This window comes from Kribbella sp. CA-294648, from assembly GCF_050943845.1.
GTDB lineage: Bacteria > Actinomycetota > Actinomycetes > Propionibacteriales > Kribbellaceae > Kribbella.
The window spans coordinates 3092880-3105611 of sequence record NZ_CP191981.1; the positions used below are offsets into that span (position 1 = coordinate 3092880).

A 12732-nucleotide genomic window follows, 5' to 3' on the forward strand; every position below is an offset into this window, starting at 1 on the left:
GACCAGATGAGCGACCTTCAGGGTATCGCCGACCGGCTCGCGCTCCAGGCGCTGCCGATCGAGTTCGCGGACTCGGCGATGATGCGCGACTGGGATGGCTTCGCCGGCTTGTTCACCCCGGACGGCAGTTGGCGGATGCCGCACGCCGGCATGGTGTTCACCGGCCGGGAGGAGATCCGCCCCGCCATCGAGCGGCTGCAGGGGAACTGGCAGTTCTTCATCCAGACCGTGCACCTGGGCACGATCCAGCTCGACGGCGACACCGCGACCGGCCGCAGCTATGTCGAGGAGTTCGGCAGCTTCTACGACGGCTCCTCCCACCGCAACTACGCCCGGTACCGCGATCGCTACCAGCGCACGGCCGACGGTTGGCGATTCGCGGACCGCACCTACGAGGTCCTGTACGTCGACACCACCCCACTCACCGGCTCAGCGGCCAACGCATCAACCGTCTTCGATCTCCCGGCGGGTCTCCAGGCATGATCCAGCTCAGCGAACTCACCGGCACCTACGTCCTCGACACCACCGACAGCAAGCTCGCCTTCGTCGTACCGACCATGGTCGTGGCGAAGGTCCGTGGGCAGTTCGACGAATTCGAGGGGACGGCTCAGCTCGACGGTGCCGATCCGTCGAAGTCGTCCGTCCGGGTCACCGTCCAGGCGGCCAGTGTCCAGACGTTCAACAAGCAACGCGACGATCACCTGCGCCGAAGTTTCCTGGAGACGGCCGATCACCCCACGATGACGTTCACCTCCACCAAGGTCGAGCGGGTGGACAGGATGCGGTACGACGTCACCGGCGAACTCACGATCCGCGGCATGACCAAGCCGGTCACCGTGCCGTTCGAGCTGACCAGGACCGATGACCGGCTCCGGTTCACCGGCCGGGTGACGATCAACCGCAAGGACTGGGGAGTCCGGTGGATCGCGATCGGGGAAGCCGGCGGCCTCTTCGTCGGCGACCGGGTCACGCTGGAGCTGGACATCGCCGCGGTCAAGCAGTAACGCGGTCAAGCGGTGACGTCGCGACGTTGACACTCCGGTCCGGCTGTCGTCCGGCACCGTCCGCAGTACGGTGGAGCGCGACCGAGAAATCGATTGCGCTGGAGGACGACCGGTGACGAAACCGCTCAAAGTCGCGGTTCTGGGGGTCTGGCACGTTCACGCGAAGGACTACGCACGGCAGGCACAGGAACATCCCGGCACGGAACTCGTCGCCGTCTGGGACGACGACGCGGACCTCGGGCAGGCGGGCGCGGACCAGTTCGGCGTCCCGTACACGAACCACCTCGGGACGCTGCTGGACCGGACCGAGCTCGACGGCGTCATCGTCACGACCGGGACGGACGTGCACCGCGACATCATGGTGAAAGCGGCCGCGGCGGGTAAGCACATCTTCACCGAGAAGTTGCTCGCGCCAACTGTTGCCGAGGCCAACGAGATCGTTGCCGCGAGCGACGAAGCGGGCGTCAAACTGGTTGTCTCGTTGCCCCGCCTCGCTCATGGGTATACGCAAGCGATCCGGGAGGTGATCGCCGGCGGCGAACTCGGACAACTCACCTATGGCCGGGTGCGGCTGTCGCACGACGGCGCCATTCCGAGAGACGGCGCCGAAGGCTGGCTGCCGCAGCGGTTCTTCGATCCGAAGGCCGCCATCGGCGGCGCACTGACCGATCTCGGCTGCCACCCGGTCTACCTGCTCCAACTGTTCCTCGGCGCCGATCCAGAGACGGTCAGCGCGACCTATCGGTCGGTGGCAGGTCGTGGGCTCGAAGACAACGCCGTCGTGACCGTCGGCTACGCGGACCAGAAGATCGGCGTGATCGAGGCCGGGTTCGCCAGCCCGAATCCCTTCACCATCGAGCTCTTCGGCACCGACAGCACCTTGACCTACACCGACGACGGCAACGTACTACGGGTCGGCGGCAAGCAGTTGCCGGTGCCCGGCCACGGCAAGGACCCCTTCGCTCAGTGGGTCGACCACATCACCGAAGGCACCCGGGCCGACGACAACCTCGCCCGCGCTGTGGAACTGACCCGCTTGGTCGTTGCCGCCAACGAGGCAGCCATACAAGGCAAGACCGTCGCTTACGAAGGAGTCGCCGGATGACACAGCTCAAGGTCGGCCTCATCGGTGGCGGTGGCATCGCCGGCGCCCACATCCGTGGCTATCAGGAGCACGCTGCGAAGATCGGCATCACCGCCGTGGCGGACGCGGTGGAGCAGACGGCTGTCGACCGCGGCCACGAGGTGGGCGCGACGGCGTACACGGACTATGGCTTGATGCTCGAGAATGAGGAGCTCGACGCCGTCGACATCTGCCTGCCGCATCACCTGCACAAGGACGCGATCGTCGCGGCGGCCGAGGCGGGCAAGCACATCCTCTGCGAGAAGCCGCTGTGCCTGTCGGTGGACGAAGCGACGCAGGTGCGAGCAGCGGTCAGTGCCAACGGCGTGACGCTGATGTGCGCACACAACCAGCTGTTCATGCCCGCAGTGGCCAAGGCGAAGCAGTTGCTGGAGGCGGGACTCCTCGGCACCGTGTACGAGGTGCGGACCACCGACAGTTTCTACAACGACTTCGATCCGGAGAACATGGGTTGGCGGGCGAGCAGCAAGACGAGTGGCGGTGGCGAGCTGATCGACACCGGCTACCACCCGACGTACCTGATGCTGCATCTGGCCGGCGCTCTTCCGGTCGAGGCGACCGCGATGCTGTCCACCCACCGGCTGAAGTTCATGGAGGGCGAGGACTCGGCCCAGGTGCTGATCAGGTTCGACAACGGAGTCATCGGCCAGCTCGTGACCAGCTGGGCCTACGAACCGGCGCCAGGCACCGAACGCTTCTCGGTGGTCGGCGAGCTGGGATCGTTGCGCAGCGACGGCAACAACCTGACCACGCAGCTCCGTTCCGGTGAGGTCGAGACCTACGAGCTCGACCCCGTCGACACGTTCGCTGCCGAGATCGGCCACTTCGCCGACTCCCTGCTCGGCAAGACCCGCCCCCTCCACACGGAGGAGGAGGGCATCGCCGTACTGGGGATCCTGCTGGCCGCCTACGAAGGTGCCCGGACGAAGACCATCGCCCCGATCAGATGACCGCGATGGCGGTGACGCCGAGCGTGATGCCGACGAGGTAGGTGCCCAGGGCACCGATATCGCGGAGCGGACCATGCGCGGCCAGTGTCTTGGCCTGCAACATGCCAACGGCGTGCGTGGTCCGTACTGCGAGAGCCGCGACGGCCAGCGCCTCGACCCACCAGCTGCTCGATAACGCCGAACAGACCAGCAGCAGGACGATCAGCGTCGGGATGTACTCCGCTGCGTTGCCGTGCGCGCGGACGGCGATCAGCAGCCGGTCAGCGGGGTCGGCCGATGCCTGGTCGCCGCCGTTCTTGCCGCGGATCACGCGATGGCGGGTGACATTGGCGCCGAGCAGGAACAGCAGCACACCCATCAGGGCGATGCAGACGATCGTGACGGTACTCATCCGAGGACTCCTTCGTACTGACGGGTTGATGCGGCGAGACGGTGGACCATCGCGTGGCTGAGCTCGGCGCCCAGCAGCGCGTCGGTCTTGTGCATGCCACCCGGACACGTCACGTTGACCTCGATCAGTCGGCCGCCGATGACGTCCAGGCCGGCCAGTGTGATGCCGTGCCGGAGCAGGTGAGGGCGGAGCGCCGCTACGATCGCCCGGTCGGCGTCGTCGATGTCCGCGGGCGCAATCGGCGGGCCGATCCGGAAATCGTCCGCGCACGGCCGGCGGAGGACCGCGCCGACGATCTCCGCGTCGAGCAGGAACAGCCGTTTGTTGCCGTGCTCAACGGCCGGGAGGTACTGCTGGGCGATCACCTGCCGCCTACCGCCGCGAGTGGCCGACTCGAGCAGAGAGATCGCGGCGTGGTTGTTGCCGACCAGCCAGACGTCGAGGCCGGCGAAACCGTCGACGGGTTTGACGACCGCAGTACCGACGCTCGCAACGAAGTCGCGCAGGCCGGCGAGATCGGCGCCGACGTACGTCGGTGGGCAGAGTTCGGGGAAGCGCAGGGCGATGAGCTTCTCGTGCAGGGCCCGGATGCCCTCGGGACGGTTGATCACTCGAGTGCCGGCTTCCTCGGCGAGGTCGAGCAGGTACGTCGTGTGGAGGTAGCGCTCGTCGACCGGTGGGTCGATGCGCAGGTGCACCAGGTCGAATGCGGCGATGCCCATGACCTCGGTGCCGAGTTCGTCGTACCAGGTCGGGTCGACGATCCAGCGGTGGTCGCCGTCCGTCGGACGCCGCCGCGGCCGGAGTTGGAGCCGATGAGCGCGGACCCGAAGCTTGCCATCGGCAACGGCGAGCTGGGCGGGATCGCAGTACCAGACGTCGAGACCGAGGTCCTGGGTTGCCATCATCAGGCCGATGGTGGCGTCGATGTCGGCCTGCAGGTCGGCGAGTGGGTCGGTGACGAACAGGACGTTCATGCGACCAGCTCCAAGTCGGGTAGCAGTTCGCGACCGCGGTCGGCGGTGGCTTGGTCACCCATCGCGGCCGCGCGCCAGTGTTCGGCCAAGCGCGGGAGCTCGGGGCCGAGTTCCTGAAGGGTCCGCCGGCGTCGATCGTCGTCGTACATCAGGGCCGAAAGGGCTGTGACGACGATGCCGACAGCCGCAGGTTCTTGGGCGTCGAGGAAGCGGACTTCGAGGTACGTCGCGCGCGGGCGGACGGGCGGGAAAAGCGTGGTGAGGTGATCGGCCGGGCCGTGAGAATTGAGGACCGCGGCGCCGGCGGCGAATTCGGCGTACGCCGAGATCGGGTCGCCCCGCAGCAGCTGGTCGTCGAAGCCGGTCCGGGCTGGGTCGAGGTCGAGTCAGGTGGAGAGTCGACCCTCTCGGCCGCTGCTCCGTGCGAACCTCGCGGCCAGGAACGGGCCGGCCAGGTTGAGGACCTGCCACTGCTCCGCGCCGGCCTGGCCCGGCCACCAGTCCAGGCATATCTGGGTCGAGGCGGTTCGGCGCATCATCCGCCGACCGGCAGGACCGATCGCGTCGAAATGGCGATGCATCGCGACGTACCGCGGAGTTGTGAGCTGCAGGGGGACCTCGTGTTCGAGTCGCGGGTCGCAGGGGACTGCGTCGAGGCGGATCCCATCCGTGGCCAGGCGTTGCGCGAGGTCGTCGGTCAGGGCGCAGAGTGTGCTGGTCAATGTGGCCGAGTCGGGCGCGCACGGCAGGCTCAGCTCGAGCTGGCCGCCCGGTTCGAAGGCGAGGTAGGGGAGCGCGTACGCCGTACCGGCCGCTCGGCGGACTCGGTCGATCGGGACGGCTGCACCGGTCGCGGTGTCGGCGACCAGGAACTCCTGTTCGACGGCGACCCGGGTGGTCCGGCGGTCGCCTTGAGCGAACTGGCCGGCCACGAAGGGGCGTAGCTCCTGGGTCTTCATCGTTCCCCTGATATTGTAAGGATACCTGTCGAAATATTGAAAGGAATCCTTACGGATGTCAAGGGTTGATCTGCCCCGACTCGGCCAGAAGCCGCTGATCGCGCTGGTCGACCGGGCGAACCGGGCGCTGCAGGCCGACATGGTGCGGATCGCGCATCTGCGCGGTCACCCGGAGGTGAAACCGGCCCACAACTCGGTCTTCGGCACGCTGGCCGAGGAGGGGTCACGGGCGAGCGACATGGCGGCCCGCGCCGGGATCACCCGGCAGTCGATGGGCGAGATCATCCGCGAGATGGTCGACCTGGGCATCCTCGAGATGCGCCCCGACCCCGAGGATCGGCGCGCCAAACTGGTCACCTACACCGACCACGGCCGCCGGGTCGCCCGCGACGGCTACCGGCACCTGATCGAGTTGGAGCAGCGCTTCGCGGAGGAGTTCGGCGTCACGGAGTACGCCACAGCCCGCGAGATCCTCGGCCGAATCGCTCCGCTGCTGGAGCAGTGGGCCAACGAGGAGTCCGAAGCAGAAGCCGGCTAGCCGACGCCAGACGGGGCCAGCCCGCCAGTTGGCCGGTCGAGAGTTGCCCGTTAGCCGGTCCGGGGTGAGAGCAGCCAGGGGTCTCCGGGGGTATGGTCGGGGCGAAATCCGTGAGCTGTGGCCAAGGCGGCGGCGTCGGCGAGCCCGGTGGCCAGAGCCTCGGGGAGATGGGCGTCGCTGCCGAAGGTGACGCGCCGGCCGCCCTCCTCGCGCCACCAGCCGAGAATCGTCGGGTGCAGCGGCAGCCGGGTGTTGATCTCGAGCGCCCGATCGCCGTCGGCCAAGGCTCTGAGTGCCTGGCGGAATTCGTCTTCGAAGTCGGCCGCTTCGAACGGCTTGGCCTCGGCGGGCCAGGACCGGATCGGGTAGTCGATGTGGCCGAACACCTCGAAGACGCCGGACCCGGCCACCATTCCCGGGATCTCCGCGAGGTACGCGCGCAGGATCTCGTCGGCCGGGTGATGCGGATACAGCTCCCACGGTTCGGCGTACTCGGTGCCGTCGAGCAGGCAGTGCAGGGACCCGATCAACCGATCGAAGTTGCCCTGGGCAAGCAATCTGGTGAGTTCCGGGCCGTGGAGGTGCGGCTGGCCGATCTCCATGCCGGTGAGGATTCTCAGCTCCGGGTACTTCGAGCGGCAGCGTTCCACCGAGTCGAGGTAGCCGGCGGCGTCGAGTTCGGGGGCGGCGAGCGTTCCGTCCGTCACCAGGCTGCCGAACTGCTCGGCCAGGAAGCCGGCCCGGAACGGGGTGAAGTCGACGTGCTCGGTGAAAGCGACGGAGGGGAGGCCGAGGGCGACGGCTCGCGCGCAGGTGGCGTCCATCGAGCCGAGGTTGGCGTCCCAGGACCATTCGCTGTGGACATGACCATCACCGGGGAGCTCCATGCCCAGGCATTCTGCCTCTTTTGGGGGTGGGTAGGTTGCCTGGTTATGGATTTGATCGCGGTTGACGAAGCGTTGGTGCGGAGTCTGCTGGAGGAGCAGCATCCGGATCTTGCCGGGCTGGAGATCCGCGAGGTGGACGGCGGCTGGGGCAACCAGATGTGGCGGCTGGGGGACGAGTTCGCCGTACGGATTCCGCGGATGGAAGGTGCTCCCGAATTGTTGCGCACCGAGTGGAAGTGGCTGCCTTCGCTAGCTCGACGGCTGCCCTTGCCGGTTCCTGTGCCGGTGCGTGCCGGCGAGCCGTCCGATCGGTTTCCGTGGACGTGGCATGTCGTCAACTGGGTCGCCGGGGAGCCGGCCGACCGTACTCCGATCGATCGCGCCGGGTCCGCCGAAACTCTGGCTCAGTTCCTCCGAGCGATGCACACCGAGGCTCCAGCCGACGCGCCGGTCAACCCCTCGCGCAGCGTCCCGTTGAGCGAACTCGGCATCGAACACTGGTTCCCGTTGGCCGGCGACGATCCCGAAGTACGCCGGATCTGGGAGGCGGCGGTTGCTGCTCCGGCGTGGGCGGGCCCGCCACTCTGGGTGCACGGGGATCTTCATCCGGCGAACGTGGTCGTCACCGACGGCGCGCTGTCCGGCGTGATCGACTTCGGGGAGATCTGCGCGGGCGATCCGGCGGTTGATCTCTCCGCCGGCTGGGTGCTGCTCCCCGCCGGTGCGGCCGAGCGGTTCTTCGCGGCGTACGGCGACGTCGACGAGGCGACGATGCAGCGATCACTCGGGTGGGCCGTGCTGAAGTGCCTGTTCCTGCTCGCGATGGGCCGGAACGGAGACGAAGGACTGCCTGGCGGCAAGAAGGCCTGGGGCCCTGCGGGCCGCGCAGCCCTCAACCGCGTCCTCGCCCACACGTCTCGCTGATCCGACCACATGCTGACCGACCGGCAACGCACAACCCTCAGCCACTTGGCCGAGGCGGCGATCCCACGCGACGACTTCCCGTCCGCCACGGAGTTGGGCCGTCGCCTTCATCGAACGCGTCCTCTCACCGGACCGCCCAGACTGGCGCCCTCGAATAGAACGCGCGTTAGAGGTCGCATCAAACCCAAATCTCAATGCTGTGCTGTCAGATCCTGATGGTGCTTGGTTGGTTCGGCTGGTGGCGCAGGGGTTCTACGCTTCGCCGGAGAGTTGGCCGATGGTCGGCCGCGGGGGATCGGCAACAACCGCGATCAGGTCGGCCGGTATCTGCAGGCCCATGTCTACGCGGGCGCGGTGGGTCTGTTCGACGACGAGGTGACCGACCTGATCGGGCCGGGCGTCTCGATCGCGACCTGCGACTTCCGGCACGGCAACGAGGGGATCGTCGGCGGCGGCATGCTGGCCAACGAGTTCGTACCGACGCCGGCCGCGACGTACGACTATCTGACCGGCGCCGGTCTCATCCCGCCGGTAGGTTCCGAGGGCAAGCAAGCGATGCGGCGCGAGGCACGGCGGATGATGCGGGTGGTCGGCCCGATCCAGGAGGTCTCGTCAGCAGACTCGAGAGTCGAGGTCGGTCCAGCTGTCCGGGACCGCTTCGGCCTCCCGGTGGCACGTCTCAGCGGATCGATCCACCCCGAGGATGTCCGTGCCCAGGCGTTTCTGAGTGAGAAGGCGCGCGAGTGGCTCCTCGAAGCCGGGGCGACCCGTACGGCGATGTCCGTCCTCGGCAGCACCCGGCGTGCCAGCGCCGGCCAGCACCAAGCGGGCACCTGCCGGATGGGCACCGACCCCGCCCGCTCGGTCACCGACCCCCACGGCCGACTGTGGGACCACGACAATGTCCACGTTGCCGACGCGTCCCTCCACGTGACGAACGGCGGGGTCAACCCGGTGCTAAGCGTTCTCGCCAATGCCCTCCGTATCGCCCACCACATCGTCGGACGGTGACTCGGCGCCCGCGGTGGCGCCGTCCGGCTCGTCGGTGCGGCAGACCACGAAGCGATCGATCAGCCGTGGTTCGAGTTCCATCTCGGCGATCGGGGTCTTCGGATTGCTTGCGGACGGCACCTGGTCGAGCCCGATGACGTCGACGGAGACCTTGTCGTCATCGAACGTCAGGCGCAGCAGGCTCTTGTACTTCGTCGAACGGGTCGAGGCGAAGGCCTCGGTCTCGTGGTAGCCGAACCAGTCGCTGACGATCAGGTAGAGCGTGAAGACCAGGGTCCCGAACACGACGAACGGCAAGAACGCCACCAGCAGCCAGGCTGGACGGCCACTGCCATTGAGCTCCCACACGACCCACGCGACCAGCGCTATCCCGAGGAGATGGACCGCGGTATGCGCGAGGGCCGCGATCCCCACCTTGATCAGGCGGAACGCCCAGGAGCGTCCTCGTTGGCGACCACGAATTCCGGTCAGCGCGTAGGAGTAGGTGAGGCCCGCGAGGACGAGACAGGCGATGATCGAAGGCCACCGCACGACCTCGTCGAGCGGCCGGCCGGCCACCGTCCAGAACACGCACGTCACGAGCGCGCCGATGACAGCGGGGAGCCCGGGGCCGTTGTGCAACCCCATCTTCCAGATGTCGCGGCGCATTCGCTTCGACTCCTGCTCGCTCGGATAGACCGTGCACTGCTCGTACCGCGTCACCGGCCGGGCAGCGTCTTGCTTCTGGCGCCCCCAGGGGACCGACAGCCGTGGCTTCAGGTGGTGAGTGGGTGAGGTGAAGGCACCCCCGCCGCCGCAGGTGACGAGCTCAGGACCGGGGATCCAGTTCAGCTTGTCGCCCCCGGTCGACTCTCCCGCGGGCGGTTGCTGCTCGAGCGGGGCGTACCTGGCGTAGTGGTGCTTGTCGCCGGTCACGATCATCCGGAGCCTGCGGTCCTCGGGCTGCCCGAGGTAGCGGCGGCGGAAGTTGACCATCGTGCTCAGCGGCGACTCCCGCTCGAAGTCCGGCGGACTGTCGCCTTCGGCTTCCAGCCAGCTGGGGGTGGACGTGCACAGTACGACGCCGTGGTCGGCTTCCACCTTGTCCTTGGCCGCGTCGAAGTACGCGAGCTGACCGGGATCGATCGGGGCGTTGAGTTGCGAGTCGACACCCCAGATCCACCACTTGGGGTGCACCCGGATCGCGAAGTAGCTGCGCGACTGGATCGTGGTCCAGCCGCCGGCGATCTCACGCTCCCTGGTTGCCTCGTCGGACTCGTAACATCCGACGGGAGTCAGGCCGGCCGCGTCGACGGTGTCCGTCATCCGGGTCCAGGACTCGCAGAACGTTCGGCGGAACGAGGAGAGTCCGTCGTACCAGTCGTGGTTCCCGGGGAGGGCGAGCACCGGCGGGCCGTGGACGGGCGTTTTGGGGTTGATGAACTGGGGGTAGCAGAAGCGGGCGGCTCTGAAGACGGAGGTGAAACGACGTTGGTACGCCTCGGCGCTGGCGACTGGGTAGACCTCGTCGCCACCTAGCACGAGCAGGTCGGCCGGGCCGAGGTCGTCTTCCGAGGAGTCCGTCGACTGGCCGCTGGTTAAGAGCCGGGCGATGGCGAAGGTCGCGCTGAACCCGTCGCCGGTGTCGGCGGTGAAGTCGACTCGTACTGGTTCCTCGTGCTGGTTCGGCGTCAAGGCGTAGATGCCGGCGGGGGCGGTCCCCATCACGTCCCGTTTGTCGGCGAACCGCGCGAAGACCGTCGCGGTCGCGACCTCCTGCGCGGTCCGGACCAACTGACCGAGCGAAAGCCACCTGACGGCCGTCTCGCCGAGCCGCCCCTTGTGCTCCCTGACTTCAGCAACCACCCGAGGATCCGGCGGAACTTCCACCTCTGGATCCGGCATGACGCGCCCCCCAAGGCCGATAACCCGAACACTGTCGGTCACCATCATGACGCTCTCGGGGCACGAGGACTAGAGCGTACGAAGTTCCCCGCGCCGGCTCCTCCGGTCGCAGCTGCGTCGTGACCTGCGTTCGCTTGCTTCCGCCCACCCTGGGACGCGTGCTCCTCCGTCGCCCGCTTGGCGAAGGCGTGGGGTTGGACGCCTTCGTTGGGTTCGGGGGTGGCGGGGTTCCTCGGGTCGGCTCGAACTGATTGCGACTCGTGTGGGACGGCAGCAATCCCTTGCCTTGGGCAACACTGGTCGCATGGGCAGGCCAGCGCCTGATCTGTTCGGGGCCGTCCGGCCGTTGCGTCGGTCAGGAGAAGCCGGAGGTGTCGGCCATGGTGCCTCTGCCCCAGCCCCAGTCCTTGCCGTCCTCGCGGGCCCAGCCCTGGAGCATCGGTGGGGGGTTCTCGACCATCTCGAAGTCGCAGACCTGCCAGCCCACCTCGGCGCCCCCGTTGTTGAAGCACTCGTACACGTTGTCGTTGTCGTAGGTCATCGACCAGGCCCAGATCCCGGCACCGTCGGCCTTCAGATCGCGGATCCAGACGGTGGGCGCACGACGCGAGTGCCGTGGCTCCGAGGGGTTGGAGCGTTTGGGGCACACGCGACGGCGGGCCAGGGGCCCGTCAGGTGAGGCGACGCAGGAGTCCGGGCAATGGGTGGGTGGGAGCTGCCGAACGTGGGCGCGACGTAGGAGCGACCGTCGAAGCCGGGCGCGCGGGGAGTTCGCCCGGGAGCGCGGGGAGTTCCTCCGAGGTACGTAGGATGGGTGGGTGCCGTCGATATTGCCTGAGGGGGAGGTTGCGCCTCGGGATGGGGTGTTGCCGGGCGAGGCTGTTGTCGAGGCAACGTCTCGGCCGTTGGGGTTCTATTTGCATGTGCCGTTCTGTGCGGCGCGGTGCGGGTATTGCGACTTCAACACCTACACTGCCAAGGAGCTCGGTGGGGGCGGTTCGCAGGCGTCGTACGCCGAGACTGCGGTGGCGGAGGTTCGGCTGGCTCGGCAGGTGTTGGGTGGGCTGGATCGGCCGGTCGACACGGTGTTCTTCGGTGGGGGTACGCCGACTCTGTTGCCGGCTGAGGATCTGGGCCGGATGCTGGCCGCAGTACGGGACGAGTTCGGTCTCGCGCCCGTCGCCGAGGTGACGACGGAGGCGAATCCCGAGTCGGTGGATCCGGCCTACCTCGAGGCGATCCGCAAAGCTGGGTTCAATCGGGTCTCGTTCGGGATGCAGAGTGCGACGCCGCATGTGCTGCAGATTCTCGATCGCAAGCACACGCCGGGACGCGCGCTCGAGGCGGTCAAGGAGGCGACGGCTGCCGGGTTCGAGCACGTCAATCTGGATCTCATCTACGGCACTCCCGGCGAGTCGCTCGACGACTGGCGGAGGTCGCTGGAGTCGGCGTTATCGGCCGAGCCCGACCATGTCAGCGCCTACGCGTTGATCGTGGAGGACGGCACCCAGCTCGCCCGCCGGGTACGCCGCGGCGAGTTGCCGATGCCGGATGACGACGATCTCGCCGACAAGTACGTGCTCGCCGACGACCTGCTGACCGCCGCGGGTCTCGGCTGGTACGAAGTCTCCAACTGGGCCCGTACTACGGAAGCCCGCTGCCGCCACAACGAGTTGTACTGGCGCGGCGACACCTGGTGGGGGATCGGCCCGGGCGCGCACAGCCATGTCGGCGGAGTTCGCTGGTGGAACGTGAAGCACCCCACCGCGTACGCCGACCGGCTCGCGGCGGGCGACAGTCCGGCGTACGCGCGGGAGACGCTCGACGACGAGACGCGCCGGGTGGAGCGGGTGCTGCTCGAGATCCGGTTGTCAGCGGGGCTTCCGGTCGAGGTGCTCGACGAGGCCGGGCGGGCCGCCGCGAAGCGGGCCGTGGCTGACGGGCTGCTGCTGGAGGACCCGGTCGACGGCAGGCTGGTGCTCACTCGTCGTGGCCGCCTGCTGGCCGACGCGGTGGTCCGCGACCTGCTGCCCTGACGCGAAACTGCAGCTTCAGTCAGTAGA

The 12732-nt window shown here is 67.9% G+C and carries 15 protein-coding genes; 8 read left to right on the forward strand and 7 right to left on the reverse strand.

All coding sequences use genetic code 11. The features are described 5' to 3' along the window. Window positions 1–6: 6 nt before the first annotated feature. The 4 genes from ACQPYM_RS14905 to ACQPYM_RS14920 all read left to right on the forward strand — a co-directional run bounded on the left by ACQPYM_RS14905 (window position 7) and on the right by ACQPYM_RS14920 (window position 3098). Window positions 7–483, forward strand: coding sequence for a nuclear transport factor 2 family protein (locus tag ACQPYM_RS14905; protein ID WP_433020894.1), 477 nt, complete (start codon window positions 7–9; stop codon window positions 481–483). Then, the gene (locus ACQPYM_RS14910; protein WP_433020897.1) at window positions 480–1004 is read left to right on the forward strand and encodes a YceI family protein; all 525 of its coding nucleotides are present in this window, start codon (window positions 480–482) and stop codon (window positions 1002–1004) included. The genes ACQPYM_RS14905 and ACQPYM_RS14910 overlap by 4 nt, the downstream gene beginning before the upstream one ends. Before the next feature lie 112 nt (window positions 1005–1116). Next, window positions 1117–2109 carry a Gfo/Idh/MocA family protein gene (locus ACQPYM_RS14915; RefSeq protein WP_433020900.1) on the forward strand — a complete coding sequence of 331 codons (993 nt, stop codon included), beginning with the start codon at window positions 1117–1119 and terminating at the stop codon, window positions 2107–2109. After that, a complete protein-coding gene (locus ACQPYM_RS14920; RefSeq protein ID WP_433020903.1) occupies window positions 2106–3098 on the forward strand; it encodes a Gfo/Idh/MocA family protein in 993 nt (330 codons plus the stop codon). Before ACQPYM_RS14915 ends, ACQPYM_RS14920 begins: the two co-directional genes overlap by 4 nt. Here the strand turns inward: ACQPYM_RS14920 and ACQPYM_RS14925 are convergent. The 4 genes from ACQPYM_RS14925 to ACQPYM_RS14940 all read right to left on the reverse strand — a co-directional run bounded on the left by ACQPYM_RS14925 (window position 3091) and on the right by ACQPYM_RS14940 (window position 5425). Next, the gene (locus ACQPYM_RS14925) at window positions 3091–3489 is read right to left on the reverse strand and encodes an MAPEG family protein (RefSeq protein ID WP_433020906.1); all 399 of its coding nucleotides are present in this window, start codon (window positions 3487–3489) and stop codon (window positions 3091–3093) included. The genes ACQPYM_RS14920 and ACQPYM_RS14925 overlap by 8 nt on opposite strands. Then, a complete protein-coding gene (locus ACQPYM_RS14930) occupies window positions 3486–4466 on the reverse strand; it encodes a hypothetical protein (protein ID WP_433020909.1) in 981 nt (326 codons plus the stop codon). Before ACQPYM_RS14930 ends, ACQPYM_RS14925 begins: the two co-directional genes overlap by 4 nt. Then, window positions 4463–4615: a hypothetical protein gene (locus tag ACQPYM_RS14935; protein ID WP_433020912.1), complete on the reverse strand. Its 153-nt coding sequence runs from the start codon at window positions 4613–4615 to the stop codon at window positions 4463–4465. Before ACQPYM_RS14935 ends, ACQPYM_RS14930 begins: the two co-directional genes overlap by 4 nt. Before the next feature lie 237 nt (window positions 4616–4852). Beyond that, window positions 4853–5425 (reverse strand): glutamate-cysteine ligase family protein, encoded by a 573-nt coding sequence (locus tag ACQPYM_RS14940; protein ID WP_433020915.1) that lies wholly within the window; start codon window positions 5423–5425, stop codon window positions 4853–4855. A gap of 55 nt (window positions 5426–5480) precedes the next feature. Here ACQPYM_RS14940 and ACQPYM_RS14945 point away from each other — a divergent pair, with 55 nt between their 5' ends. After that, complete coding sequence (locus ACQPYM_RS14945; protein WP_433020918.1) at window positions 5481–5963, forward strand: MarR family winged helix-turn-helix transcriptional regulator; 483 nt, start codon at window positions 5481–5483, stop codon at window positions 5961–5963. 50 nt (window positions 5964–6013) lie between these two features. Here ACQPYM_RS14945 and ACQPYM_RS14950 read toward each other — a convergent pair whose 3' ends face one another. Continuing rightward, complete coding sequence (locus tag ACQPYM_RS14950) at window positions 6014–6850, reverse strand: PHP domain-containing protein (RefSeq protein WP_433020921.1); 837 nt, start codon at window positions 6848–6850, stop codon at window positions 6014–6016. A gap of 45 nt (window positions 6851–6895) precedes the next feature. On the opposite strand from ACQPYM_RS14950, the gene ACQPYM_RS14955 reads away from it, so the two are divergent. After that, the gene (locus ACQPYM_RS14955) at window positions 6896–7774 is read left to right on the forward strand and encodes an aminoglycoside phosphotransferase family protein (RefSeq protein WP_433020924.1); all 879 of its coding nucleotides are present in this window, start codon (window positions 6896–6898) and stop codon (window positions 7772–7774) included. Window positions 7775–8044: 270 nt separating this feature from the next. Next, window positions 8045–8785 carry a GMC oxidoreductase gene (locus tag ACQPYM_RS14960; RefSeq protein ID WP_433020927.1) on the forward strand — a complete coding sequence of 247 codons (741 nt, stop codon included), beginning with the start codon at window positions 8045–8047 and terminating at the stop codon, window positions 8783–8785. Here the strand turns inward: ACQPYM_RS14960 and ACQPYM_RS14965 are convergent. Together ACQPYM_RS14965 and ACQPYM_RS14970 are read right to left on the reverse strand one after the other, a co-directional pair. Beyond that, window positions 8732–10669 (reverse strand): hypothetical protein, encoded by a 1938-nt coding sequence (locus ACQPYM_RS14965; RefSeq protein WP_433020930.1) that lies wholly within the window; start codon window positions 10667–10669, stop codon window positions 8732–8734. The two genes, ACQPYM_RS14960 and ACQPYM_RS14965, sit on opposite strands and share 54 nt — an antisense overlap. Window positions 10670–11024: 355 nt before the next feature. Next, entirely contained in the window at window positions 11025–11210 is a 186-nt protein-coding gene (locus ACQPYM_RS14970; protein WP_433020933.1) for a hypothetical protein, read from the reverse strand. A 277-nt stretch (window positions 11211–11487) separates the two neighbouring features. Here ACQPYM_RS14970 and hemW point away from each other — a divergent pair, with 277 nt between their 5' ends. Beyond that, window positions 11488–12705 (forward strand): radical SAM family heme chaperone HemW, encoded by a 1218-nt coding sequence (gene hemW, locus ACQPYM_RS14975; RefSeq protein WP_433020936.1) that lies wholly within the window; start codon window positions 11488–11490, stop codon window positions 12703–12705. Window positions 12706–12732 lie beyond the last annotated feature (27 nt).